Origin of the sequence: Variovorax sp. RKNM96 (assembly GCF_017161115.1) — a bacterium.
Classification (GTDB): Bacteria; Pseudomonadota; Gammaproteobacteria; order Burkholderiales; family Burkholderiaceae_C; genus Variovorax.
In genome coordinates, this window is sequence record NZ_CP046508.1 from 3,825,404 (window position 1) to 3,850,437 (window position 25,034).

Consider the following 25,034-nt stretch of genomic DNA (forward strand, 5'->3'; position numbering starts at 1 on the left):
ATGAACCGCCCCGCCCCGCCCCCCACCGATGTCACCGACGACGAACTGCACGCGCTGGTCGACGGCCAGCTCGCCCCGGATCGCCGGCTCGCAGTCGAAGAAGCCCTGGCGCGCGACCCGGCCATGGCCGCAAAGGTCGCGGCCTGGCACACCCAGCGCGATGCCCTGCGCCGCCTGCATGGCGAGTTGCTGGACGAATCCATCCCGGCGCCGCTGATGAGTGCACTCGACCGCAATCTGCCCCGGCAGGCCCGGCGCAGCAACTGGATGCGCTGGGGCGGCATGGCGGCCGGCGTGCTTGTCGCGTTTGCCGCGGGCTGGCTCGGCAACGCGCAATGGTCGGCATCGCGCAACCCGTCGGCCGTGCTGGCCAAGGCGCCCGCGATGCGCGAGTTCGTGCACGACGCATCGATCGCCCATGTCGTCTACGCGCCCGAGAAAAGACACCCGGTCGAAGTGGCCGCCTCCGAGCAGCAGCACCTCGTGCAGTGGCTCTCCAAGCGGCTCGACCGCCCGCTCAAGGTGCCTGACCTGAGCCCCTTGGGCTACACGCTCGTCGGCGGACGCCTGCTGCCAGGCGAAACCGGTGCACGCGCCCAGTTCATGTTCGAAGACGCGGCGGGCGAGCGCGTCACGCTCTACATCGGCACCCTCGACACCCGGGCACCGGATTCGGCGGCCGCGCGCGAAACCGCCTTCCGGTTCACGTCCGAGGGCGCCGTGCCGAGCTTCTACTGGGTCGACCAGGGCTTCGGCTATGCCGTTGCCGGCAAGCTACCGCGCGACGTTTTGCTCAAACTCGCGACCCTCGCCTACCGCGATTTGTCGTGAGGCCGGCATAAACTGCCGGCTCGCGCAACAACCCGCTTGCCTTGTTTGTTTTCGCGATTTTTCAACCGAAGGAGAAACTGCATGAAATTGCTCAGCGCCTCGATCCTCGCGGCGGCCCTGCTCGCCGGCTGCGGCGGCATGTCCAACAAGACCGCCAGCGCCCCCGACACCCCCACCCGCACCGCCGACGGCGTGCTGGTCGGACCGAACGGCATGACGCTCTACACCTTCACCAAGGACACGGCCGGCAGCGGCACCTCCGTCTGCAACGCCCAGTGCGCGGCCAACTGGCCACCGCTCCCCGTGGCCGACACCGCCAAGCCCATCGGCGGCTACACCATCATCATTCGCGAAGACGCCAAGCGCCAATGGGCCTACAAGGGCTGGCCGCTGTACTACTGGGCCAAGGATGCCAAGCCGGGCGACAAGACCGGCGACGGCGTGGGCGGCAACTGGAAGATTGCCCGCCCCTGATCGACACGGTCACCACCTGATCGCAAAGGCTCCGACTCACGCCGGGGCCTTTTTTATTGGCGCCTGCGCCACGGCAGAATCGCCGCATGAATCCTGCAGCTGCGAATCCGGATGCGTTCCTCGCCCTCCTCTCCTACGGCCTGATCACCGATGCGCAGCACGACGCCGTGCTCGCCCATCCCGAGACCGCCACGCTCCCGCCGATACCCGGCCCCGCGCATGCACTCGCCTGGATGTGCGCGAAGGGCCTGATCACCCAGGAAGAAATCGACGCCGCCGTCGAACGGCTCGAGGAGGCTTCGCCGCCCGTCGCCACCGCCGACGATGCCGCCGAGGTCGCCTATGACGCCGAGGAATTCGTGGAGCTCGGCGACCGCGGCATCACGCACGAAGCGGTGAACGCGCTCTTCAACGACGGCCTCGTCGATGCCGAGACACGGGACATGGCCCTCGAAGAAACGCCGCTGGTCGGCAGCGCGCCCGCCGCACCGGCCGCCACGCTGGCTTGGATGGTGATCGACGGGCCACTCGAGAAGGAGCTTTTCGAGGCCACATGCGCCGAGGTCGCGGCCGAGCCGGCCTTTGCCATGGCGGCGGACCGGGCCCGCATCGTGGCCGAGGCGCAAGAAGAGATCGCGGCCGACGAAAAGGCAGTCGGCGCGTGGCGGGCCGCCGCGCAAGGCAAGCGGCGCCGGGGTGCCTGGCTCTCCCGACTGGTCACGCTGGCGGTCGTGGGCGGCCTCGGCTGGTACTTCTTCGCGCCGCAAGGCGTGCCGGCCTGCAACGCCGACACCACGCACAAGACGCTGGAGAGCCTGATGCTCCGCGTATCGATCGACGCGCGCACCCAGGGCCTGCGCGAAGTCGGCATCCCGACCCTGAGCGGACTGCGCGAAATCGGCTACCGCAAGGACGACCGCATCAGAGGTTGCATGGCGACGATGGCCCGGGGCGACGAGACCAAGTCGATCGCGTACACGATCGGCCCGACCTCTGCCGACGACGACAAGATGATGGTGCGCGGTGCCGACCCGGTCATCGTGGAGGCTCGCTTTGGCAATCTGGATGCCAAAGGCAAGCCGCTCTACAACGCCGAGCCCATCGGGCGCGTGGCAGCGGAGAAGGCCTTCCGTGACGGCGTGACCGCCGTGCAGTCGAGTTCGCCCGCCGCGGCGATGCTTCAGCGCCAGCTCGAACGCCAGCGCGCCCGCCAGCGTTCCACCACCGGCCTCGTGGTCACCGACGCCGACCGCGAACGCGAAATCGCCGATTTCGAACCTACCGGCCCCTGCCGCGTGCATGAAGACGGCGTGAGCCGCGTCTGTCCGTTGGTCGTCGAATACAACGACAGCCTGCTGGCCACCATCGGTCGTTCGCAGTCGCTGCCGCTGACCGGCGAGTTCACCTTCGTGCAGGACAACGGCAACTGGCGCATGAGCGACGACTTTGCGAAGCGCTTTACCCGGGCAGTGACAGAGGCCCGACTCATCGGCCTGGGCGTGACAGACGCCGTTGCAGCGCCCGAGTAGGTCTTCGGGCGCCTAGTGCGCGCCCGGCACCGCGGTGTCGGCCACCGTCGTGCGGCGCCCGTGCAACGCCAGCAGTTCGTTGAACACCAGCGCGCCGATGACGAGCGCACCACCGGTCAGCACGCTCGCAGCCGGCTCCTCGTCCGCGCCGATCCAGGCCAGCGCGATGCCGAAGATCACCTCGAGCAGCGCCAGCAAGGCCACTTCAGGCGCCTTCAGCACTTGCGCGCACAGCACCGACAGCACGCAGGGAATGGCCAGCTGGAACACGCCCAGGAAGGCCAGCAGGCCGAGGTCATGCGCACTCGCCTGGAACGGCAAGGCAAAGGGCAAGGTGAACAAGGCGGTGAGCACGGCGCCGATCAGCACGGCAGGCACCAGGTCGATGTCATGCCCCTTCGCGTGCGCGTGCTGGACGACGGTCCAGTTGGTGGCGCCGGCCAACGGCACGCACAGCGCGACCAGAGTGCCGAGCAGCGAACTACCGCCCGCCCCACCCTGCATCAGCTGCGTGCCGTACATCCAGCCGATGCCCAGCCCGGCCACCACGATGGCCACCCAGGTGCGCGCAGGAAGACGGTGACCGATGAAGATGCGCGCCGCGAGCGCGGTGAGCAGCGGCCCGAGCGACATCGTGACCAGCACGCTCGCCGTCGAAGCCATCGTGAGCGCCACCATGAAGGCCGTGAACATCACGGCCCAGCAGACGCCCGAGATCCAGAGTTCGCGCCCGCCGCTGCGCAACTGCGTGAACACGGCACGCCCCCGCCAAAGCGGCAAGATCACCAGCAGCGCCAGCGTCGTGAAGAGGCTGCGCCAGAAGGTGATCTCGAAACTGTGCGCCTGTGCAAGGTGCCGTGTGACGACGCCCGCCGTGCCCCACATCAGGGTCACGACGACCATCAGCCACACAGCGCCGCCGTGCGTCAGGCGCATGGACCCCTCAGGGTCAGGCGGATTGCGTTTCGCGGCCGGCGCGCTTGCGCTCGTTTTCCTTCAGGAAACGCTTGCGCAGGCGCACGCTCTTGGGCGTGATTTCGACCAGCTCGTCGTCCTCGATGAACTCGACGCCGTATTCCAGCGTGAGGTCGATCGGGGGCGTGATCTTGATCGCGTCTTCCTTGCCGCTCACGCGGAAGTTGGTCAGCTGCTTGGTGCGCGTGGCGTTCACGACCAGGTCGTTGTCGCGGCTGTGGATGCCCACGATCATGCCTTCGTACACCGGATCGTTCGCCTTCACGAACATGCGGCCGCGGTCGTCCAGCTTGCCCAGGGCGTAGGTGAAGATTTCACCGTCGTCCATCGAGATCAGCACACCGTTCTTGCGGCCGCCGATGTCGCCCTTGTGCGCCTCGTAGCTGTCGAAGATGTTGCTGATGAGGCCCGAGCCGCGCGTCAGGTTCAGGAATTCGTTGGTGAAGCCGATGAGGCCACGCGCCGGAATGCGGTACTCGAGGCGCACGCGGCCGCGGCCGTCCGGTTCCATGTTGACCAGCTCGCCCTTGCGCTCGCCGAGGGCCTGCATCACGCCGCCCTGGTGGCCTTCTTCGATGTCGGCCGTGACCATTTCGATGGGCTCGTGCTTTTCGCCGTTCACGGTGCGGAACACCACGCGCGGCTTGGACACGGCCATTTCATAGCCTTCGCGGCGCATGTTTTCCAGAAGAATGGTCAGGTGCAGTTCGCCGCGGCCCATGACTTCGAAGATGCCTTCTTCGTCGGTCTCGCTCACGCGCAGCGCCACGTTGTGCTGCAGTTCCTTTTGCAGGCGGTCCCAGATCTGGCGGCTGGTCACGAACTTGCCTTCGCGGCCGGCCAGCGGGCTGGTGTTCACGCAGAAGTTCATGGTCAGGGTCGGTTCGTCGACCTTGAGCATGGGCAGCGGCGCGGGGCTGTCCTTGTCGGTCACGGTGACGCCGATGCCGATGTCCGTGATGCCGTTGATCAGCACGATTTCGCCGGGACCGGCTTCGGTCGATTGCACGCGGTCCAGGCCCTGGAAGGTCAGCACCTGGTTGACGCGACCCTTGATGGCCTTGCCGTCCGGGCCTTCCATGACCAGCACGTCGGTCATCGGACGCAGCGTGCCCTGGCTGATGCGGCCCACGCCGATGCGGCCGACGAAGGTCGAGAAGTCGAGCGCGGAAATCTGCAGTTGCAGCGGCGCGTTCGGGTCACCCTTTTGCGACGGCACGTGCTTCAGGATGGTGTTGAACAGGGCCGACATGTCGGGGCCCCACTGTTCGCCCGGAGCGCCTTCTTCGAGCGACGACCAGCCGTTGATGCCCGAGGCGTACACCACGGGGAAGTCGAGCTGTTCGTCGGTCGCGCCGAGCTTGTCGAACAGGTCGAAGGCGGCATTGACCACCTTGTCGGGGTTCGCACCGGGCTTGTCGACCTTGTTCACGACCAGGATGGGCTTCAGGCCCAGGGCCAGCGCCTTCTTGGTCACGAAGCGCGTCTGCGGCATCGGGCCTTCCTGCGCGTCGATCAGCAGCACCACGCCGTCGACCATCGACAGCGCGCGTTCCACTTCACCGCCGAAGTCCGCGTGGCCCGGGGTGTCGACGATGTTGATGTGCGTGCCCTCCCAGGTCACGGCGCAGTTCTTGGCCAGGATCGTGATGCCACGTTCCTTTTCGATGGCGTTGTTGTCCATCACCGTGTCGACGACCTTCTCGTGCTCGGCGAAGGTGCCCGATTGGCGCAGCAGCTGGTCGACCATGGTGGTCTTGCCATGGTCCACGTGGGCAATGATGGCGATATTGCGGATTTGCTTGGTACTCATGGTGTCGCTTCTGTCTGTTGTGCGTTCAAAAGAATTTGCTGAATTTCGATGGGGTTCAGCAAGCGCCCCGGGATCAGTTCGTTGGCGGCGATGTGCGCCGTACCGAGGAAGGCAGGCGGCGTGTCGCCGAACACCGCCACGTGGTCCGCATCAGGCCACTGGCCACGGCGGCGCAGGCCGGACAAAAAGCGCCCCGCATCTTCGCTTCCGAGCGTGACGATCGTGTGGCCTTCGACCAGGGATTCGGCAGGCAACAACTGGGCCAGCCGCTCTTTCTCGTCCATGGCTTCGAGCGCTTCGAGCGTGATGCACTGCGCCACTCCGAAACCGCCGGTGGCCGTGCGGCGCAGCGACGTGAGGTGCGCGCCGCAGCCCAGCGCCTCGCCGATGTCTTCGCCCAGCGTGCGGATGTAGGTGCCCTTGCTCACGGACGCCACGATGCGGATCGCGTTGCCCGCCGATTCGGAGGCGGCCTGGGTGATCTTCAGTGCGTGGATCACCACGTCGCGCGGCGCGCGTTCGATCTCGATGCCTTCGCGGGCGTATTCGTAGAGCGCCTTGCCGTCCTTCTTGAGGGCGCTGTGCATCGGCGGAACCTGGCGGATCGAACCGGTGAACTGCGTCTCGGCGCGGGCCAGGTCTTCGGCGGTGACATGCACCGGGCGCTCGGCAATCACCTCGCCCTCGGCATCGCCGGTCGAGGTCTTGATGCCCAGGCGTGCGGTGGCTTCGTAGGTCTTGTCCGCGTCCAGGTGCAACTGGCTGAACTTGGTGGCCGCGCCAAAGCACAGCGGCAGCACGCCGGTGGCCAGCGGATCGAGCGTGCCGGTATGGCCCGCCTTTTCGGCGCGCAGCAACCACTTGGCCTTCTGCAAGGCCTGGTTGCTGGAGAGTCCCAGCGGTTTGTCGAGCAACAACACCCCATGCACAGGGCGCCGCTGCACCCTTGTGCGTGGCGCATTCATCGCTATTCGTCTTTCGAGCGGGAAGCGACGGCCTGCGCGATGAGCGCGTTCATGTCGGCCGCACGCTCGGTGGTGCGGTCGAACAGGAAGTGCAGCGTCGGCACGGTGTGGATATGGAGGCGCTTGAACAGGCCATTGCGCAGGAACCCTGCGGCCTGGTTCAGCGCAGCGGTGGTCTCTTCGACGTCGCCCGTGAGCATGCTGAAGTAGATCTTCGCGTGCGCATAGTCGGGCGTGACCTCGACCGCCTGGATCGTGACCATGCCCACGCGCGGGTCCTTCAACTCGCGCGCGATCAACTCCGTCAGATCCCGCTGGATCTGGTCGGCGACCTTGAAGGCGCGGTTCGGGGCTGCTGCTTTTCTTTTGGGCATTTGATCAATGGCTAGCGTCGCGAGATCGGGCTCAGTGCAAGGCGCGCCGTCGCAGACAGTACTTCAGTACGGCAAGACGGCTGCAACGCGGCAATGAGCTCGATATCGCGGCGCGCGTTACAACGTACGCGCAATCTCCTTGATTTCGAAGAATTCGAGCTGATCGCCCTCTTTGATGTCGTTGTAGTTCTTGAGCTTGATACCGCACTCAAAACCTTCGCGGACTTCGCGGACATCGTCCTTCATGCGCTTGATCGAGTCGACTTCGCCGGTATAGATCACCACGTTGTCGCGCAGCAGGCGGAAATGCGCACTGCGGTTGACCGAGCCCGAGGTGATGTACGAACCTGCGACCGTACCGATCTTCGAAGCCACGAACACCGTGCGGATCTCGGCCGAGCCGATGATCTCTTCGCGGCGCTCCGGAGCCAGCATGCCCGACATCGCAACCTTGATCTCGTCCACAGCGTCGTAAATGATGCTGTAGTAGTTCAGTTGCACGCCGTTGCTCTCGGCCAGCTTGCGCGCACCAGCATCGGCACGCACGTTGAAGCCGATCACGATGGCCTTGGAGGCGATGGCGAGGTTGATGTCGCTTTCGCTGATGCCGCCGACGCCGGCGTACACCATCTGGACCTTGACTTCCTCGTTCGCCAGCTTGAGCAGCGACTGGGCCAGCGCTTCCTGCGAGCCCTGCACGTCGGCCTTGATGATGATCCGCAGCGTCTGCACTTCGCCCGCCGACAGGTCGGTGAACATGTTCTGCAGGTTCGCGGCCTGGGCCTTCGCCAGCTTCGTGTTGCGGAACTTGCCGGCACGATAAGTGGCGATTTCGCGCGCACGGCGCTCGTCGGCCATCACCATGAACTCGTCGCCGGCTTGCGGCACTTCGGTCAGGCCCTGGATCTCGACCGGGATCGACGGACCCGCGGTCTTGATGGTCTTGCCGTCTTCGTCCAGCATGGCGCGCACGCGGCCATAGGTGGAACCCGCCAGCACCACGTCGCCGGTCTTGAGCGTGCCGGACTGAACCAGCACCGTCGCGACCGGGCCGCGGCCCTTGTCGAGCTGCGCTTCGATGACCAGGCCCTTGGCGGCGGCATCCACCGGCGCCTTGAGTTCCAGCACTTCAGCCTGCAGCAGCACCTGTTCGAGCAGGTCGTCGATGCCCTGGCCGGTCTTGGCCGACACCGGCACGAACGGCACGTCGCCGCCGTACTCTTCGGGCACAACCTCTTCAGCCACCAGTTCCTGCTTCACGCGGTCCAGGTTGGCGTCGGGCTTGTCCACCTTGTTGATCGCAACCACGATCGGCACACCGGCAGCCTTCGCGTGCTTGATGGCTTCCTTGGTCTGGGGCATGACGCCGTCGTCGGCCGCCACCACCAGGATCACGATGTCGGTGGCCTGCGCACCGCGGGCACGCATGGCGGTGAACGCCTCGTGACCCGGGGTGTCGAGGAACGACACCATGCCGCGTTCGGTTTCGACGTGGTACGCACCGATGTGCTGCGTGATGCCGCCGGCTTCGCCCGCAGCGACCTTGGCGCGGCGGATGTAGTCCAGCAGCGAGGTCTTGCCGTGGTCGACGTGACCCATGACGGTCACGACCGGTGCGCGCGGCAGGGCTTCCGCCGTTTGCGCCGACACGTCCTCGTCGGTGAAGGCTTCCGGATCGTCCAGCGCGGCAACCACCGCGTTGTGACCCATTTCCTCCACCAGGATCATGGCCGTGTCCTGGTCGAGCGACTGGTTGATGGTCGCCATCTGGCCCAGCTTCATCAATTGCTTGATGACTTCGCCGGCCTTGACGGCCATCTTGTGCGCGAGCTCGGCCACCGTGATGGTTTCCGGCACGTGCACTTCCAGGATGCGCGCCTCGACCGGTGCGGCCGGTGCGTGCTCCTCGTGACCACCGCGGTCGTTGCCGCGACGGCCGCGCGGGCCTCCGCGCCAGTTGCCGCGGCCGACACCACCGCTGGCATCGCCGCGGGTCTTGATTTCCTTCTTCTTGGCAGGATCGCCCGCCCAGCTCGACGAGAGCTTGGCCGACTTGACTTCCTTGCCGGCACCGGCGGCGGCGCCAGGGGCTGCAGCAGCACCCGGGGCGGCTGGTGCACCAGGACGCGCGGCGGGCGTGGCCGGCTTGTGCAGCGTGCCCTTGACCGCGGCCTTTTCGGGCTGCGGCTTCTCGGGCGCCTTGTGCGGCACCAGCACGCGGGCCGGTGCATTCATCATGGCGCGGATGGCTTCGGCCTCGGCGAGGGCCTTGCGGCGACGCTCGTCCAGGTCCTTGGCGCGGGCGGCTTCCTCGTCGGCACGGGCCTTCGATTCGGCGGCGGCCTTGGCCTTCGCGTCTTCCTTGGCTTGCGTGGCGGCGGTCTGGGCGGCCAGCTTGGTATCGGCGGCGTGCTGTTCGGCGGCGGCGGCAGCAGCGGCCGCGGCGACTGCAGCAGGCGCCTCGACCGGCTTGGCGGCTTCCTTCGCAGGCGCAGCGGCGGCTTCGGCGGCGGCCTTCTTCTCGGCGGCGACGCGTGCGGCTTCCTGCTCGGCCTGTTCGGCGCGCTCGGCCTTTTCGGCCTGCTCGCGCTCACGGGCTTCGGCTTCTTCGCGCAGGCGCCGCTTCTCGGCCAGTTCTTCTTCCTGGCGGCGGATCAGTTCGGCCTGGCGACGTGCTTCTTCCTCGCGGCGGGCCAGTTCGGCCTCGTCGACGCGGGGTGCCGCCGGCTCGGCGGCGGGCGCCTCGGCGGCTTGCTGCACAGGCTCGGCCGGATGGCCCTCATCGCGCTGGATGAAGGTGCGCTTCTTGCGCACTTCGACCTGGATGGTGCGGGCGCGGCCGGTGGCGTCGGCCTGCTTGATCTCGCTGGTCGACTTCTTGGTCAGCGTGATCTTCTTGCGCTCGGGCTCGGCGGTGCCATGGCTGGCTTTGAGAAAGCCGAGCAGGCGCTGCTTGTCAGCCTCGGTGAGTGCATCGGTGGGTGCCGCTTTGGGCACGCCTGCGCTCTTGAGCTGGTCAAGCAAGGTTTCGGGAGTCTTCTTGAGCTCGTTCGCGAACTCGGCGACAGTGGTACTGGACATATTGGTTTCGTGCCTCCATGACCATCACTCTTGGCCGGCGAACCAATGTTCGCGGGCTTTCAAGATGAGGGCTTTGGCGTCATCGGCGCTTTGGCCGGTGATCTCGGTGAGTTCATCGACCGCGAGGTCGGCGAGGTCGTCACGGGTGTTCACACCCGCTTCGGCCAACTTGGGAATCAGCTCGGGGTCCAGGCCTTCGAGGTCGCGCAGGTTCTGCGATACCGGCGACTGGGCCTCGACGCCCTCTTCCTTGGCGATTTCCATGGTCAGCAGCGCATCCTTGGCACGCGAGCGCAGCTCATTGATGGTGTCTTCGTCGAACGCCTCGATCTCGAGCATTTCGGAAATCGGCACATACGCGACTTCTTCCAGGCTGTTGAAGCCTTCGGAGATCAGGATGTCGGCGATTTCTTCATCGACGTCGAGCTTTTCCATGAAGAGCTTGCGGCTGGCATCCGTTTCGGTCGCCTGCTTCTGTGCCGACTCGTTGGCGTCCATGATGTTGATCTTCCAACCGGTGAGGTCGGAAGCCAGGCGCACGTTCTGGCCGCCGCGGCCGATGGCGATGGCGAGGTTTTCCTCGTCGACCACCACGTCCATGGCGTGCTTTTCCTCGTCCACCACGATGGACGACACGTTCGCCGGCGCCAAGGCGCCGATCACGAATTGGGCCGGGTCTTCGCTCCACAGCACGATGTCGACGCGCTCGCCGGCGAGTTCGTTCGTGACGGCGTTGACGCGGGTGCCGCGCACGCCGACACAGGTGCCGATCGGATCGACCCGCTTGTCGTGCGAGAGCACGGCGATCTTGGCGCGCGAACCCGGGTCACGGGCGCAGCTCTTGATTTCGAGCAGGCCCTGTTCGATTTCGGGCACTTCCTGGCGGAACAGCTCGATCATGAACTCGGGGGCCGAGCGCGACAGGATGATCGGCGCGCCGCGCAGCGTCAGGTCGACTTCCATGATCATGGCGCGCACGCGGTCGCCATTGCGCAGGTTTTCCTTGGCGATCATCTCGCTGCGGCGCAGGCGCCCTTCGACGCGGCCGGCCTCCACGATGATGTCGCCCTTGTCCAGGCGCTTGACGGTGCCCACGAAGATCTTGTCGCCGCGCGACATGAAGTCGTTGAGCAGCATCTCGCGCTCGGCGTCGCGGATCTTCTGCAGGATCACCTGCTTGGCGGCCATGGCGCCGATGCGGCCGATCGGCACCGAGTCCACCGCTTCTTCGATGTACTCGCCGACCTCGATGTCCGACATTTCTTCCTTGGCTTCGAACAGGAGGATTTCCTGGTCGGGCAACTGCAGGCCGGCTTCGTCGGGAACGACGTGCCAGCGACGGAAGGTTTCGTAGTCGCCGCTGTCGCGATCGACGGCGACGCGGATATCCACGTCGCCCTGATGGAGCTTCTTGGTGGCTTGCGCCAGTGCGGATTCGACCGCGCCGAAGACAACGTCGCGTTCGACGTTCTTCTCGCGCGAGATCGCATCCACCAACATCAACATTTCGCGATTCATGCCACCACTCCTCTTGTCAGTCAGGAACGTTCGTTCCGTCGTCAATATCCGAAAAACCCGGTTGGGTTTTGGCCTTGCGGCCCTTGAAATCCACAATCGGCGCGAGCCGCGCATCGCGCAGCTCGTCCAATACGAAGCCCAGCGCATGCAACGGTGCAGGCGCGCGCTTCTTGCTCACTTTTTGACCTGGCTTGGGCTCGGGCGCATCGCTCCAGACGATCTGCCAGCCCGGGGCTGCGTCAGCCCCTTCCGCCTTTTCAGCACGCTCCAGCGTGCCGCGAAATTTCTTGCGGGTGGCGGACACCTGGCCCGCCGCCGCCGCGCCCATGGGCGCCTTGAGCGTGATGTCGATCACCGCGCCCACGAAACGCTCGAAATCCTGCTCATTGCGCAGCGGCCTGTCGATACCGGGCGAGGACACCTCGAGCCGCTTGTAATCGACACCATCGACCTCGAGCGCGAACTGCAGTTGCCGCGTCACCTTCTCGCAGTCCTCGACCGTCACGAAGGGCTCCGGCACGCCTGCAGCCACAGCTTCAGAGGTGGGGGCCACCCAGGGCAAATCAATGGTCACGCGCAGCAATCCCCCGGCCGAGCGTTCGATCTCGACCAGGTCGTAGCCAAGACCGGCCACGGTTTGTTCCACTATTTGCTGCAATGCCACGTGTTCGAAGGTGCCTTTTAAATACTCAATTCGCCGAATTCGCGATATCCGCCACCGCGAATACCTGAACCTCAGCGAACGCAACGAATGATCAAGAATGCATAGACCAAAAAAAACGGGCGGTTGGTACCCGCCCGTTTGGTCGTGAGCCTCGAATTATATGCTATTCGTGTGATAAATGAAGGGGCATTGCAGCTCAGACAGTCACAGGACGACGAGATTTCGACCAGACCACCGCAAACAGCACCGCGCCGAGCGCCAATGCCGCAGCCGCAACCAGCAGCGGCTGCTCGAAAGAGCCGGTGCGCTGCGCCAGGGGCGCCGCGAACAGTGGGCCGATGATCTGCCCCACTCCGTAGGACGCCGTGGCATAGCCGATCAGCCCTGCCGCCGCATTGCCGCGCAGCCGGCGCGCCTCCCGCATTGCGAAAAGCGTGATCGCGGTGAATGGCATCCCCAGCAACAGGCTGCCCAACGCGAACCCGCCGATCGTGGGCCACGCCACGGAAAGCACCACGCCCAGCGCCTGCAGCGCATAGGCGGCTGCCAGCAGGAGCCGGTTATCCCAATGGGTGGGCGCCCGGGCGCCGATCAGCGCGCCCGGAATGATGGCTGCGCCGAACAGCGGCCAGAAGAAGTCGGGCCACGACGATCCCGGCAGCGCCTGGCGCGCGATCACCGGCAGGAAAGTGGCCGTGATGATGTAGCCGAAGCCCGCCAGCCCATAGAGTGCAACCAGCCAGATCGCATCGCTGCGATCCGCGCCGGATGCCGTCGCGCTGCTGCTTGCAGTCGCAGGGGCCTTCGCACCCCCACCCTGCGCGACTTCACCGTCATCGAACACCCGCCAGATGATCGCGATAAGCACCACGGCCAGCAGACCCAGGCCGATCCATCCCACCTCGGAACCCCAGCGCCCCAACGCCCCGCCGAGCAGCCCGGTCATGGCAATCCCGATGCCCGGCCCGGTGTAGATCACCCCGGCCAGCGTCGGCGAATTCGTTTCAGCCAGCCGCCGCAGCCCCCAGCCCGAGGCAAAGACGAAGACCCAGGCGCTCATCACACCGGCGGCCGCGCGCAGGATGCCCCAGCCCGCGAAGCTGTGGAGCAGGCCCATGCCGATCAGCAGCGCCGCCGTCGCAGCCAGCCCGCCCCGGACCATGCTCGACGCCTTGATCCCGATGGCCGCGCAGCTCACCGCCCCGAGGAAATAACCCAGGTAATTGAGCGACGCCAGCACGCCGCCCCCGGCCAGCTCCAGTTTTCCCTCGCCCAGCATGATGGGCAGCATGGGCGTGAAGGCGAAGCGCCCGAGGCCCATCGCCACCGCCAGCGTGACCATGCAGGCCAGCGCTGCGCGCCAGGCGCCGCGGCGGTCCTGTCCGTTTACCGACATTTCTTCGTCTCTTTTCGTTTTATTCCAGCAGCGCCGCGGCCACCAGTTTCTGCGTATAGGGATGCGCCGGCGCATCGAGCACGCGCTCGACCGACCCGGTTTCGAGGATGGCCCCGTCCTTCATCACGATGACCTGGTGGGCCATGGCGCGGATCACCTCGACGTCGTGGGTGATCAAGAGGTAGCTCAGCCCCCGCTCGCGCTGCAGGCGTTGCAGCAGGCCCAGCACCTGCTTCTGGATCGTCACGTCGAGCGCGCTGGTCGGCTCGTCGAGCACCAGCAATTGCGGATCGACGATCAATGCCCGCGCGATCGCGAGCCGCTGCCGCTGGCCGCCCGAGAACTCATGCGGATAGCGGTCGAGCAGCGCGGGAAACTGCGCCTCGGTCAGCCCCACGTCCGCCAGCGCCGCGAGCGAGCGGGCCCGGCGCGCCTTCGTGTCGAGCTCCGGCGCATGGACGCGCAGCCCCTCCCCCACGATCTGCTCGACCGTCATGCGCGGCGAGAGCGAGGAGAACGGGTCCTGGAACACCACCTGCATCGTGCGGCGAAGGGCCAGGTCCGATGCGCGATCGACCGCCCATCCCTTGCCATCCACCTTCAGCTCGCCTCGGTATTTCAAGAGTCCGAGCGCCGCAAGCGCGAGCGTCGACTTGCCCGAGCCAGACTCACCGACCACGCCCAGCGTCTCGCCCGGCACGATGCGGAAATCGGCGCCCTGCACTGCAATGAATTCGCCCCTGCGGAACCACCCGGCAAAGCCAGGCCTCGCCACCGGATAGCTCACGCGCAGCGCCTTGGCTTCAAGCACCGGCGCAGCATCGGCGCGTGCGGCCACCGCCGCCACGTCGCGCTCCGGATGGCTGTCGATCAGCTTACGGGTGTAGGCGTGCTGTGGGGCGTCGAAGACGGTGGCCACGGCGCCGTGCTCGACGATGTGGCCGTTCTCCATGACGGCCACGCGGTCGGCGAAACGGCGCACGAGGTTCAGGTCGTGGGTGATCAGCAGCACGGCCATGCCGTACTTGCGCTGCAGGTCGGCCAGCAGCTCGAGGATCTGCGCGCGCACCGTGACGTCCAGCGCGGTGGTCGGTTCGTCGGCCAACAAGAGGCGCGGCTTGCAGGCGAGCGCCATGGCGATCATGGCGCGCTGGCGCTGGCCGCCCGAGAGCTGGTGCGGGAACGACCGCGCCCGCCGCGCCGGCTCGGGAATGCCGGTGTCGGCCAGCAGTTGCACGGCAGCCGCCTGCGCCGCGCGGGCGGACAGCCCCTCGTGCAGCTCGAGCACCTCGGAGATCTGGTCGCCCACGCAGTAGAGCGCGTTGAGCGCGGTCATCGGCTCCTGGAAGATCATCGCGATCTCCTTGCCGCGGATGCCGCGCAGCTCGCGCTCGGGAATCGACAGCAAGTCGCGCGCGCCCTGCGAGGGTTCGGGGCCGAAGAGCCTTGCGACGCCGGCAAGGTCAGCGTTCTGCACCAGGCGCAGCAGCGACAGCGCGGTGACGGTCTTGCCCGAGCCCGACTCGCCCACCAAGGCAAGCTTTTCGCCGGCGGCAATCTGGAAGTCGATGCCGTGCACGACCTCCTTGCCGCCGAACGCGATGCGCAGGCCTTCCACGTCGACCAAAGGCTGATTTCTTGTTGTTGTGTCGCTCACTTGTCGGCCTTCCGCGGATCGAGCGCATCACGCAGCGCGTCGCCCATGAAGGTCAGCAGCATGAGCGTGATGACCAGCACGCCGAAGGTGGAGAGCGAGATCCACCAGGCGTCGATGCTCGACTTGCCCTGGTTGAGCAACTCGCCCAGCGACGGCGTGCCCGGCGGCACCCCAAGGCCGAGAAAGTCGAGCGAAGTCAGCGCCAGGATTGCCGCGCTCATGCGAAACGGCAGGAAGGTGACGACGGGCACCATGCTGTTGGGCAGGATGTGCCGCCACATGATCTGCAGGTTGCTCACGCCCAGGGCGCGCGCGGCGCGCACGTAGTCCATCTGGCGGTTGCGCAGGAACTCGGCGCGCACGTAGTCGGACAGGGCCATCCAGCCGAACAGGCTCAGCAGGATCAGCAGCAGCGTCACGCTCGGCTTGAAGATGGCACTGAAGATGATCAGCAGGTAGAGCTCCGGCATCGAGCCCCAGATCTCGATGAAGCGCTGGAACGCCAGGTCGATCCGGCCCGCGAAGTAGCCCTGCACCGCGCCGGCCGCCACGCCCAGCACCGTGCCGATGACCGTCAGCGCGAGCGCGAACAGCACGCTCACGCGAAAGCCGTAGATCAGTTGTGCTAGCAGGTCGCGGCCGCGATCGTCGGTGCCGAGCCAGTTGTCGGCCGAGGGGGCGGCCGGGCTTGGCGCCTTGGCGAAATAGTTCAGCGTCTTGGCGCCGTAGGTGTTGGGCGCGAAGACCGCCCAGTTGTCGCCGGCGGTGATCCGCTCGCGAATGAAGGGGTCGAGGTAGTCGGCCGGTGTTTCGAAGTCGCCGCCGAAGGTCTTCTCGGAGTAGTCGCGCAGCACGGGGAAGTAGGTCTGGCCCTGGTAGCGCACGACCAGCGGCTTGTCGGTGGACAGCACCTCGGCAAAGAGGCTCAGCACCACCATCAGCGTGAAGAGCACCAGACTCCAGAAACCGAGCCGGTTGCGCTTGAAGCGCATCCAGGCACGGCGGCCGGGCGAGATGTGCGGGGCGGTCTCAGTCGAATTTGACACGCGGGTCCACCCAGACGTAGCAGAGATCGGAGATCAGCTTGGTCACCAGGCCGATCAGCGTAAAGATATAGAGGGTGCCCAGCACCACGGGATAGTCGCGCCGGATCACGCTTTCATAGCCCAGCAGGCCCAGCCCGTCGAGCGAGAACAGCGTCTCGATGAGCAGCGACCCGGCGAAGAACGAGCCGATGAAGGCCGCCGGCAGCCCGGTGATGATCGGAATGAGCGCATTGCGGAACACATGCTTCCAGAGCACCTGCCGCTCGCCCAGCCCCTTGGCGCGCGCGGTCAGCACGTACTGCTTGCGGATCTCCTCGAGGAACGAGTTCTTGGTCAGCATGGCCGTCACCGCGAAGCTGCCGAGCACCATGGCCGTGACCGGCAAGGTGATGTGCCAGAGGTAGTCGACGATTCGGGCGCCCCAGCTGAGTTCGTCCCAGTTCGAGGAGGTCAGCCCGCGCAGCGGGAACCACTGCAATTGCCCCCCGAAGATCACCAGCAGCGCCACGCCGAGCACGAAACCCGGAATGGCATAGCCGATCAGCACGATCAGCGTGGTGATGAGGTCGAAGCGCGAGCCGGCGCGCACCGCCTTGGCCACGCCGAGCGGCACCGCCACGCCGTAGCTGATGAAGAAGGTCCAGAGTCCGAGGCTGATCGACACGGGCAGCTTCTCCAGGATCAGCGTCCACACATCCTTGTTCTGGAAAAAACTCTTGCCGAGGTCGAAGCGCGCGAACTGCCCGAGCATCTGCCAGAGGCGCTCGTGCGGCGGCTTGTCGAAGCCGTACAGCGCCTTGATCTGCTCCAGGCGCTTGGGGTCTACGCCCTGGTTGCCCCGGTAGGAGCCGCCGCCCGACTCGAAGCCGCCGCCACCGCCAGCGACGCCCGCGGTTTTCGCCTCGGCCAGGTACTGCTCCACCGGCCCGCCCGGCACGAACTGCACCACCATGAAAGTAACCAGCAGCACGCCCAGCAGCGTGGGAATGAACAGCAGCAGTCGCTTGAGGACATAGGAGAGCATGGCTTGGTTCCTTCTCTTCTATGGCTTCGACGGCTTCGCCCACCAGGTGCCCATGATCCAGCCCTCGGCGGCGGCATAGGGCGGCATCGGCGCCTTGAACGCCAGCCGCCAGTCGTCATACACGACCCGGTGCGAGCTCAACGTCCACTGGGGGATCAGGTAGTGGCTGTGCATGATGACCCGGTCCAGCGCCCGGCAGGCGGGCAGGAGCTCGGCCTTGGTGTCTGCATCGACGATGTCCTTGAGCAAGGCATCGACCGCCGGTGTGGATACGCCCATGTAGTTGCCCGAGCTCTCGGTCTTGGCGGCCTTGCTGCCGAAGATCTCGAGCAGTTGCTGGCCCGGGTTGTTGGTGCCGGGGAAATTGATGGTGGTGATGTCGAACTGGAACCGGTCCAGGCGCTCCTGGTAGAGCGCGAAATCGACGGACGAGAAATTGAGCGCAATGCCGAGCTTCTCGAGGTTGCGCACCCACGGCGACACCGTGCGCACGCCGCCCTCCTTGCTGTCCAGGTACTCCAGCGTCATGGCCTCGCCCTTGGCGTTGCGCAGCGCGCCGTCGCGGTACTCCCAACCGGCCTCCTTGAGCAACTCGCGCGCACGGCGCAGGTTGTTGCGCAGCGACTGGCCTTCGCCCTCGGTCGTGGGCGGCACATACATCGGGCCGAAGCTGGCGTCGGGAATCTTGCCGCGCCAGCGCTCGAGCAAGGCATTTTCCTCGGCCGAAGGCAGGCCTTGCGCTTCGCAGTCGGTGTTGCCGAACAGGTCCTTCACGCGCGGATAGCCGCCGTAGAACATCTGGCGGTTCATCCAGTCGTAGTCCAGCGCCAGCCCGAGTGCCTCGCGCACGCGCGGGTCCTTGAGCTTGTCCCGGCGGCTGTTGAGCACGTAGCTCTGGAAGCCCGCGGGCTTCTTGTGCTGGAACTCGTGCTTGATGAGCTCGCCGGTGTCGAAGCGCTTGCCGGTCACCCGCCGCGCCCAGTCGCCGGCCGAGTAGAAGCTCATCATGTCGAACTCGCCGGCCTTCAGCGCCTCCAGGCGGGCAGTGTTGTCCTTGTAGATCTTGACGGTGATGCGGTCGAAATTCTGGCTGCCGCGGTTCACCGCGAGGTTGCGGCCCCAGTAGCCGGGGTCGCGCACGTAGGTGATGTCCTTGCCGAAGCGCACCGGGCCGATCTTGTAGGCGCCGCTGCCGATCGGGATGTCCATCACCACCTGATCGAAGGGCTTGGCCTTGCCGTTTTCGACTCCCCAGTCGCGGCTGAAGACCGGCAAGCTTCCCACGGTAAGCGGCAGTTCGCGATTCGGCGTCTTGAAGCGGAAGCGGATGGTGCGCGCATCGATCACGTCGGCGCCGTCCACCTCCTGCAACAGCGTCTTGTAGCCAGGCGAGGTGAAGGGGCCGATCAGCGTGTCATAGCTGTGCTTCACATCGGCCGCCTCGACCGGCTTGCCGTTGTGGAACTTCGCCTCCGGCCGCAGGCGGAAGATGACGCTGCGGCGGTCGGGGGCGACCGCCACGTCTTCTGCCAGCAGGCCGTAGCCCGAGGCGGTCTCGTCCATCGAACCGGCCAGCAGCGACTCGAAGATCAGGCTGTCGAGGTACGCAGGCGCCGAGCCCTTGATGGTGAACGGGTTGTACTTGTCGAAGGTGGAAACGCGCAAGTTGCTGACCAGGCGCAGCTCGCCGCCCTTGGGCGCGTCGGGGTTGACGTAGTCGAATGCGGTGAAGCCCGGCGGGTATTTCAGGTCGTCCCAGAGTGCATATCCATGCGCGGCCCACGCGGGAACCGCACACATCAACAACCAACCGACCCAGAGAAACCGCATGCGAGAATTCTGCCCAAGATTTTCACAAGGCAACTTCATGGGCTTTCTTTCCGGCAAAAAACTGTTGATCACCGGTGTGTTGAGCAATCGCTCGATCGCTTACGGCATCGCCAAGGCGTGCCACGAACAAGGCGCGGAGCTCGCCTTCAGTTATGTCGGCGAACGATTCAAGGACCGTATCACCGAATATGCCGCAGACTTCGGCTCGAGCCTGATTTTTGATTGCGACGTGAGCGACGACGCGCAGATCGACAAACTCTTCGCCGACCTCGCCCAGACCTGGCCCAAGTTCGACGGCTTCGTCCACAGCATCGGCTTCGCCCCGCGCGAAGCCATCGCGGGCGACTTCCTCGACGGCCTCTCGCGCGAAGGCTTCAGGATCGCGCACGACATCAGTGCCTACAGCTTCCCGGCCATGGCCAAGGCGGCCCTGCCCTACCTCAACGACAAGTCGGCCCTGCTCACGCTCACCTACCTGGGCGCCGAGCGCGCGCTGCCCAACTACAACACCATGGGCCTGGCCAAGGCCTCGCTCGAAGCCTCGGTGCGCTACACCGCCTCGTCGCTGGGCCCGAAGGGCATGCGCGTGAACGGCATCAGCGCCGGCCCGATCAAGACGCTGGCCGCGAGCGGCATCAAGGGCTTCGGCAAGATGCTGGCGGCCGTGGCCGACGCCTCGCCGATCCGCCGCAACGTGACGATCGAGGAAGTGGGCAACGTCGCCGCCTTCCTGCTGAGCGACCTGGCCAGCGGCGTGACGGCCGAGATCACCTATGTGGACGGCGGCTTCAGCAACGTCGTCGGGGGCATGGCGGAGTAAGCCTGCCCTCTTCCCGACGGCTTGCAGCGATCGTCGAACGGTCGCTACTCATTTCATAGCATCGTGCTCAATCGACGTTCCCTCCTGCTCGCAGCCTTGGGCGTGGCCCTGGTCTCCCCGGCGCAGGCGCGCAATACCGCGCCTGCGCTGATGCTGGCCGACGTGTACCGCCCCGGCATGTCGCTGGCCGACTACTGGGTCAGCGAAAAGTACGACGGCGTGCGCGGCTACTGGGACGGCAAGCAGCTCTGGACACGCGGGGGTGAGCCCGTCGCGGCGCCCGCCTGGTTCATCGCGTCGCTGCCGAAGCAGCCACTCGATGGCGAGCTGTGGGCCGGCCGCGGCCGCTTTTCGCACGCGGTCTCCACCGCACGCAGCCAGACGCCGAACGAGGTCGCCTGGCGCGAGATGCGCTTCATGGTCTTCGACATGCCGGCCCAGCCCGGCGACTTCACTGCCCGCCTGGCGGCCCTACGCAAGCTGCTGCCGATCACCGATGCACCGTGGGTCGTCCTCGTGCCTCAGGAACGCGCCACCACGCACGCCGAACTGCAAGCCCTGCTCGACAAAACGGTGAAGATGGGCGGCGAAGGCCTGATGCTGCACCGCGGCGGCTCGCTCTACCGCAGCGAACGCAACAACGACCTGCTCAAGGTCAAGCCCTACGACGATGCCGAAGCCCGCGTGGTCGGCCATGTGACCGGCAAGGGCCGCAACAGCCATCGGCTTGGCGCCCTTGTCGTCGAGACGCCCGAAGGCAAGCGCTTCAAGCTCGGCACCGGCTTGACCGACGCCGAGCGCGAAAACCCGCCCGCCATTGGCGCCTGGGTCACCTACCGCTTCAATGGCACGAATGCCAGCGGCCTGCCGCGGTTCGCGCGCTTCATGCGGGTGCGCGAAGACGCCCCGCACTCCTGACGCTGATCAGCCGGCCCTGCGCACGCAGTCGGCGTAGTAGCGCTTCTTGCCCGTCTCGTCGACGCGCGCCACGAGGCCGTGGATGTCGGTCTCGAAGCCCGGGCACTGCAGGTTGAATTCGCGCGAGAACTTCAGGTAGTCGACGATCTTCTTGTTGAACACTTCGCCCGGGATCAGGAGCGGAATGCCCGGCGGGTACGGCGTGATCAGGCTGGTCGTGATGCGGCCCTCGAGCTCGTCGATCTCCACGCGCTCGGTCTTGCGGTGCGCGATGTGGGCGAAGGCGTCGCTCGGCTTCATGGCCGGCGTGAGGTCGCTCAGGTACATCTCGGTGGTCAGGCGCGCCACGTCGTAGCGGGCGTAGAGCTGGTGGATGTGCTGGCACAGGTCGCGCAGGCCCAGGCGCTCGTAGCCCGGGTGCTGCTGGCAGAACTCGGGAAGGATCCGCCACATCGGCTGGTTGCGCGCGTAGTCGTCCTTGAACTGCTGCAGCGCCGTGAGCAGCGTGTTCCAGCGGCCCTTGGTGATGCCGATGGTGAACATGATGAAGAAGCTGTAGAGGCCCGTCTTCTCCACGATCACGCCGTGCTCTGCGAGGAACTTGGTCACCACGCTGGCGGGGATGCCGGTCTCGGCGAAGTTGCCTTCGAGGTCCAGGCCGGGCGTCACGATGGTCGACTTGATCGGGTCGAGCATGTTGAAGCCGTCGGCCAGGTCGCCGAAGCCGTGCCAGTTGCGCGGGCTCTTCTTGTTCTTGGGCTTGCCGTCCTTCTCGCCCTTCATGATCCAGTCGTCGGCGCGGCCGATGCCTTCGTCGACGAGCTTCTCGGGCCCCCAGACCTTGAACCACCACTCGTCCTTGCCGAACTCTTCCTCGACCTTGCGCATGGCGCGGCGGAAGTCGAGCGCCTCGAGGATGCTTTCTTCCACCAGTGCGGTGCCGCCGGGTGGCTCCATCATGGCGGCGGCCACGTCGCAACTCGCGATGATCGCGTACTGCGGGCTGGTGGACGAGTGCATCAGGTAGGCCTCGTTGAAGAGGTCGCGGTCGAGCGCGCGATTCTGCGAGTCCTGCACGAGCACGTGGCTCGCCTGGCTGATGCCCGCCAGCAGCTTGTGGGTGGACTGCGTGGCGAACACCAGCGATTCCTTCGGCCGCACACGGCGCTTGCCCATCGCGTGGTAGGCGCCGTAGAACGGGTGAAAGGCGGCGTGCGGCAGCCACGCCTCATCGAAGTGCAACGTGTCGACGTAGCCGTCGAGCATGTTCTTGATGGTCTCGGTGTTGTAGATCACGCCGTCGTAGGTCGACTGGGTGAGCGTCATCACGCGCGGCTTGACCTTCTCGTGGTCCACGTCGGCCAGGAGCGGGTTGGCCTTGATCTTGGCCTTGATGGCGCTCTGCTCGAACTCGCTCTTCGGAATCGGGCCGATGATGCCGAAATGGTTGCGCGTGGGCTTCATGAACACCGGGATCGCGCCGGTCATGATGATCGCGTGCAGGATCGACTTGTGGCAATTGCGGTCGACCACCACCACGTCGTCGGGCGCCACCGTGTGGTGCCACACCATCTTGTTGCTGGTGCTGGTGCCGTTGGTCACGAAGAAGCAATGGTCGGCATTGAAGATGCGCGCGGCGTTGCGCTCGCTGGCCGCCACGGGGCCGGTGTGGTCGAGCAGCTGGCCCAGTTCTTCCACCGCGTTGCAGACGTCGGCGCGCAGCATGTTCTCGCCGAAGAACTGGTGGAACATGCGGCCCACCGGGCTCTTGAGAAACGCCACGCCACCCGAGTGGCCCGGGCAGTGCCAGGAGTACGAGCCGTCTTCCGCATAGTCGATCAGCGCCCTGAAGAACGGCGGCTGCACGCCTTCCAGATAGCTCTTGGCCTCGCGGATGATGTGGCGCGCCACGAACTCGGGCGTGTCCTCGAACATGTGGATGAAGCCGTGCAGCTCCCGCAGGATGTCGTTGGGGATGTGGCGCGCGGTCTTGGTTTCGCCGTAGATGTAGATCGGCACGTCCGCGTTCTTGCGCCGCACCTCGCCGATGAAGGTGCGCAGGTTCAGCACGGCCGGGTCGAGGTCGGGGCCGACCGTGAATTCCTCGTCGTCGATCGACAGGATGAAGGCGCTGGCGCGGCTTTGCTGCTGCGCGAACTGGCTCAGGTCGCCGTAGCTCGTGACGCCCAGCACCTCGAAGCCCTCGCTTTCGAAGGCCTGCGCGAGCGCGCGAATGCCGAGGCCCGAAGTGTTTTCGGAGCGGAAGTCCTCGTCGATGATGACGATGGGAAAGCGAAATTTCATGAGCGGGGCTCCGGACAGGCAGTAAGGCGAGGCAATGAGGCGAGGCGCGAAGTGTACGGAATTCAGATGAAGAATCTGGTCAGCCTGGTGCAAGACATTCGAGCGATGGCGGTACAGGGCACTCCCCTGGGGCCAGTACCCCTACGCGGGGCAAGCGCTTGGCGCCCTATGCCTCAGAATGGCGCGCATCGAACAAGCAAAAAAGAGGAGTTGTCATGGCGAATTCCACCATCTGGTGGCTGATCGCGGGAGCCGCCATCGTGGTCGAGCTGCTCTCGGGCACGGTCTACCTGCTCCTGCTGGCCGCCGGCTTCGCGGCCGCGGCGATCGCCGCGCACCTGGGCTTCGGCACCATCACTCAATTGATCGTGGCGGCGGTGATCGGTGTGGGTGCCGTGCTGGTCTGGTATTCGATCCAGCGCAAGCGCCCGCGTGCAGCGGCCGCTGGCACCAACCGCGACGTGAACCTCGACATCGGTGAAAGCGTGCATGTCGATGCATGGAACCCCGATGGCACCGCCACCGTGCGCTATCGCGGCGCCCAATGGACCGTCGTGCAGCGCGCGGGGCATGCGCCTTCGACGGGCGAGCACCGCGTGGTCGAGGTGGTCGGCAGCCGCCTCGTCGTCGACAAGATCTAGTCAGCAGAGAACAGAGCTTAGAAAAGGAAGAGCACCATGGAATTCTCGGTCCCCCTCATCATCCTGGTCATCGCGATCATCTTCATCAGCCAGTCGGTCAAGTTCGTGCCGCAGCAGAACGCCTGGGTGCGCGAGCGCCTGGGCAAGTACCACGGCACCATGACGCCCGGCCCGAATTTCCTGATCCCGTTCATCGACCGGGTGGCCTACAAGCACAGCCTGAAGGAAATCCCGCTCGACGTGCCGAGCCAGATCTGCATCACGCGCGACAACACCCAGCTGCAGGTCGACGGCATCCTCTACTTCCAGGTGACCGATCCGATGCGCGCGAGCTACGGCTCGTCGAACTACATCGTGGCCGTGACGCAGCTTGCGCAAACGTCGCTGCGCAGCGTGATCGGCAAGCTCGAGCTCGACAAGACCTTCGAGGAACGCGACGTCATCAACGCCCAGGTGGTGGCCGCGATCGACGAAGCCGCGCTCAACTGGGGCGTGAAGGTGTTGCGCTACGAAATCAAGGACCTGACGCCGCCGAAGGAAATCCTCTTGGCCATGCAGGCGCAGATCACCGCCGAGCGCGGCAAGCGCGCGCTGATCGCGGCGTCGGAAGGTCGTCGCCAGGAGCAGATCAACATTGCCACCGGCGAGCGCGAGGCCTTCATCGCCCGCTCCGAAGGTGAAAAGCAGGCGCAGATCAACAACGCCCAGGGCGAGGCCGCCGCCATCACCGCGGTGGCTACGGCGACGGCGGATGCCATCGAACGCGTGGCGGCCGCCATCCAACAGCCCGGCGGCGAACAAGCCGTGCAACTCAAGGTGGCCGAACGCGCGGTCGACGCCTACGGCAAGGTTGCAGCCGATTCCAAGACCACGCTGATCGTGCCGAGCAACATGAGCGAAACCGCGGCGCTCATTGCCTCGGCGATGCGCATGGTCCAGGCTGGCAAGCCGTCGAATCCGAGTTGAGCGACTGCTATAATCGTGGGCTCAGGAGCGGTGGATGAGCGGTTTAAGTCGCACGCCTGGAAAGCGTGTGAGGGTTAATAGCCCTCCGCGGGTTCGAATCCCGCCTGCTCCGCCAGAGATTGATTGTTCGTAACCGTTCACGAACATTCAGACAGAGACAGCAAGAAGCCCAAGTCGCCACAAGCACTTGGGCTTTTTTGTCTTCCAG

20 protein-coding genes and 1 tRNA gene are annotated in these 25,034 nt (G+C 65.8%); 8 read left to right on the forward strand and 13 right to left on the reverse strand.

Annotated elements, in window-relative coordinates; genetic code table 11:
* From GNX71_RS17530 to GNX71_RS17540, 3 genes are all read left to right on the forward strand, one after another.
* Positions 1–831, forward strand: coding sequence for an anti-sigma factor (locus GNX71_RS17530; RefSeq protein WP_206173500.1), 831 nt, complete (start codon positions 1–3; stop codon positions 829–831).
* Between the two features lie 81 nt (positions 832–912).
* Positions 913–1,305 (forward strand): ATP-binding protein, encoded by a 393-nt coding sequence (locus GNX71_RS17535; RefSeq protein WP_206173501.1) that lies wholly within the window; start codon positions 913–915, stop codon positions 1,303–1,305.
* 86 nt (positions 1,306–1,391) lie between these two features.
* Complete coding sequence (locus GNX71_RS17540) at positions 1,392–2,834, forward strand: hypothetical protein (protein WP_206173502.1); 1,443 nt, start codon at positions 1,392–1,394, stop codon at positions 2,832–2,834.
* Positions 2,835–2,846: 12 nt separating this feature from the next.
* Here the strand turns inward: GNX71_RS17540 and GNX71_RS17545 are convergent, their stop codons facing one another.
* From GNX71_RS17545 to GNX71_RS17600, 12 genes are all read right to left on the reverse strand, one after another.
* Complete coding sequence (locus GNX71_RS17545) at positions 2,847–3,770, reverse strand: DMT family transporter (RefSeq protein WP_206173503.1); 924 nt, start codon at positions 3,768–3,770, stop codon at positions 2,847–2,849.
* A gap of 13 nt (positions 3,771–3,783) precedes the next feature.
* Positions 3,784–5,622 carry a translational GTPase TypA gene (gene typA / locus GNX71_RS17550; RefSeq protein ID WP_206173504.1) on the reverse strand — a complete coding sequence of 613 codons (1,839 nt, stop codon included), beginning with the start codon at positions 5,620–5,622 and terminating at the stop codon, positions 3,784–3,786.
* Positions 5,619–6,587, reverse strand: a complete 969-nt coding sequence (truB, locus tag GNX71_RS17555) for a tRNA pseudouridine(55) synthase TruB (protein WP_206173505.1) — start codon at positions 6,585–6,587, stop codon at positions 5,619–5,621. The genes typA and truB overlap by 4 nt, the downstream gene beginning before the upstream one ends.
* Before the next feature lie 2 nt (positions 6,588–6,589).
* Positions 6,590–6,961, reverse strand: coding sequence for a 30S ribosome-binding factor RbfA (gene rbfA / locus GNX71_RS17560; protein WP_206173506.1), 372 nt, complete (start codon positions 6,959–6,961; stop codon positions 6,590–6,592).
* Between the two features lie 117 nt (positions 6,962–7,078).
* A complete protein-coding gene (gene infB / locus GNX71_RS17565; RefSeq protein WP_206173507.1) occupies positions 7,079–10,042 on the reverse strand; it encodes a translation initiation factor IF-2 in 2,964 nt (987 codons plus the stop codon).
* Positions 10,043–10,066: 24 nt separating this feature from the next.
* Positions 10,067–11,560: a transcription termination factor NusA gene (gene nusA, locus GNX71_RS17570; protein ID WP_206173508.1), complete on the reverse strand. Its 1,494-nt coding sequence runs from the start codon at positions 11,558–11,560 to the stop codon at positions 10,067–10,069.
* Between the two features lie 16 nt (positions 11,561–11,576).
* A complete protein-coding gene (rimP, locus tag GNX71_RS17575; RefSeq protein ID WP_206173509.1) occupies positions 11,577–12,224 on the reverse strand; it encodes a ribosome maturation factor RimP in 648 nt (215 codons plus the stop codon).
* A gap of 196 nt (positions 12,225–12,420) precedes the next feature.
* Entirely contained in the window at positions 12,421–13,620 is a 1,200-nt protein-coding gene (locus GNX71_RS17580) for a YbfB/YjiJ family MFS transporter (protein WP_206173510.1), read from the reverse strand.
* Positions 13,621–13,639: 19 nt separating this feature from the next.
* Positions 13,640–15,247 carry a dipeptide ABC transporter ATP-binding protein gene (locus GNX71_RS17585; RefSeq protein ID WP_241026967.1) on the reverse strand — a complete coding sequence of 536 codons (1,608 nt, stop codon included), beginning with the start codon at positions 15,245–15,247 and terminating at the stop codon, positions 13,640–13,642.
* A gap of 26 nt (positions 15,248–15,273) precedes the next feature.
* Complete coding sequence (locus GNX71_RS17590; protein ID WP_177224733.1) at positions 15,274–16,323, reverse strand: ABC transporter permease; 1,050 nt, start codon at positions 16,321–16,323, stop codon at positions 15,274–15,276.
* Entirely contained in the window at positions 16,307–17,347 is a 1,041-nt protein-coding gene (locus GNX71_RS17595; protein WP_206173512.1) for an ABC transporter permease subunit, read from the reverse strand. Before GNX71_RS17595 ends, GNX71_RS17590 begins: the two co-directional genes overlap by 17 nt.
* An 18-nt stretch (positions 17,348–17,365) precedes the next feature.
* The gene (locus tag GNX71_RS17600; RefSeq protein WP_206173513.1) at positions 17,366–19,177 is read right to left on the reverse strand and encodes an extracellular solute-binding protein; all 1,812 of its coding nucleotides are present in this window, start codon (positions 19,175–19,177) and stop codon (positions 17,366–17,368) included.
* 37 nt (positions 19,178–19,214) lie between these two features.
* Between GNX71_RS17600 and fabI the strand changes: the two genes are divergently transcribed.
* On the forward strand, positions 19,215–19,997 hold the full coding sequence (gene fabI / locus GNX71_RS17605) for an enoyl-ACP reductase FabI (protein WP_206173514.1): 783 nt from the start codon (positions 19,215–19,217) through the stop codon (positions 19,995–19,997).
* 63 nt (positions 19,998–20,060) lie between these two features.
* The gene (locus tag GNX71_RS17610) at positions 20,061–20,915 is read left to right on the forward strand and encodes a DNA ligase (RefSeq protein ID WP_206173515.1); all 855 of its coding nucleotides are present in this window, start codon (positions 20,061–20,063) and stop codon (positions 20,913–20,915) included.
* 6 nt (positions 20,916–20,921) lie between these two features.
* On the opposite strand, the gene GNX71_RS17615 is transcribed toward GNX71_RS17610, so the two are convergent.
* Positions 20,922–23,219: an arginine/lysine/ornithine decarboxylase gene (locus tag GNX71_RS17615; protein WP_206173516.1), complete on the reverse strand. Its 2,298-nt coding sequence runs from the start codon at positions 23,217–23,219 to the stop codon at positions 20,922–20,924.
* Between the two features lie 215 nt (positions 23,220–23,434).
* Between GNX71_RS17615 and GNX71_RS17620 the strand changes: the two genes are divergently transcribed.
* The 3 genes from GNX71_RS17620 to GNX71_RS17630 all read left to right on the forward strand — a co-directional run bounded on the left by GNX71_RS17620 (position 23,435) and on the right by GNX71_RS17630 (position 24,941).
* Positions 23,435–23,860, forward strand: a complete 426-nt coding sequence (locus GNX71_RS17620; protein WP_206173517.1) for an NfeD family protein — start codon at positions 23,435–23,437, stop codon at positions 23,858–23,860.
* A gap of 36 nt (positions 23,861–23,896) precedes the next feature.
* Positions 23,897–24,826, forward strand: coding sequence for a stomatin-like protein (locus tag GNX71_RS17625; RefSeq protein ID WP_042579791.1), 930 nt, complete (start codon positions 23,897–23,899; stop codon positions 24,824–24,826).
* Positions 24,827–24,850: 24 nt separating this feature from the next.
* A tRNA-Ser gene (locus GNX71_RS17630) sits at positions 24,851–24,941 on the forward strand.
* The last annotated feature ends 93 nt before the right edge of the window (positions 24,942–25,034 follow it).

Excerpts from the sequence above, each read along its gene's own strand:
- GNX71_RS17615 (WP_206173516.1), bottom strand. The coding sequence starts at position 23,219 with ATGAAATTTCGCTTTCCCATCGTCATCATCGACGAGGACTTCCGCTCC.
- GNX71_RS17545 (WP_206173503.1), bottom strand. The coding sequence starts at position 3,770 with ATGCGCCTGACGCACGGCGGCGCTGTGTGGCTGATGGTCGTCGTGACC.
- infB (WP_206173507.1), bottom strand. The coding sequence starts at position 10,042 with ATGTCCAGTACCACTGTCGCCGAGTTCGCGAACGAGCTCAAGAAGACT.
- GNX71_RS17530 (WP_206173500.1), top strand. The coding sequence starts at position 1 with ATGAACCGCCCCGCCCCGCCCCCCACCGATGTCACCGACGACGAACTG.
- rbfA (WP_206173506.1), bottom strand. The coding sequence starts at position 6,961 with ATGCCCAAAAGAAAAGCAGCAGCCCCGAACCGCGCCTTCAAGGTCGCC.
- typA (WP_206173504.1), bottom strand. The coding sequence starts at position 5,622 with ATGAGTACCAAGCAAATCCGCAATATCGCCATCATTGCCCACGTGGAC.
- truB (WP_206173505.1), bottom strand. The coding sequence starts at position 6,587 with ATGAATGCGCCACGCACAAGGGTGCAGCGGCGCCCTGTGCATGGGGTG.
- GNX71_RS17620 (WP_206173517.1), top strand. The coding sequence starts at position 23,435 with ATGGCGAATTCCACCATCTGGTGGCTGATCGCGGGAGCCGCCATCGTG.
- GNX71_RS17625 (WP_042579791.1), top strand. The coding sequence starts at position 23,897 with ATGGAATTCTCGGTCCCCCTCATCATCCTGGTCATCGCGATCATCTTC.
- GNX71_RS17600 (WP_206173513.1), bottom strand. The coding sequence starts at position 19,177 with ATGCGGTTTCTCTGGGTCGGTTGGTTGTTGATGTGTGCGGTTCCCGCG.
- nusA (WP_206173508.1), bottom strand. The coding sequence starts at position 11,560 with ATGAATCGCGAAATGTTGATGTTGGTGGATGCGATCTCGCGCGAGAAG.
- GNX71_RS17595 (WP_206173512.1), bottom strand. The coding sequence starts at position 17,347 with ATGCTCTCCTATGTCCTCAAGCGACTGCTGCTGTTCATTCCCACGCTG.
- GNX71_RS17535 (WP_206173501.1), top strand. The coding sequence starts at position 913 with ATGAAATTGCTCAGCGCCTCGATCCTCGCGGCGGCCCTGCTCGCCGGC.
- GNX71_RS17580 (WP_206173510.1), bottom strand. The coding sequence starts at position 13,620 with ATGTCGGTAAACGGACAGGACCGCCGCGGCGCCTGGCGCGCAGCGCTG.
- fabI (WP_206173514.1), top strand. The coding sequence starts at position 19,215 with ATGGGCTTTCTTTCCGGCAAAAAACTGTTGATCACCGGTGTGTTGAGC.
- GNX71_RS17540 (WP_206173502.1), top strand. The coding sequence starts at position 1,392 with ATGAATCCTGCAGCTGCGAATCCGGATGCGTTCCTCGCCCTCCTCTCC.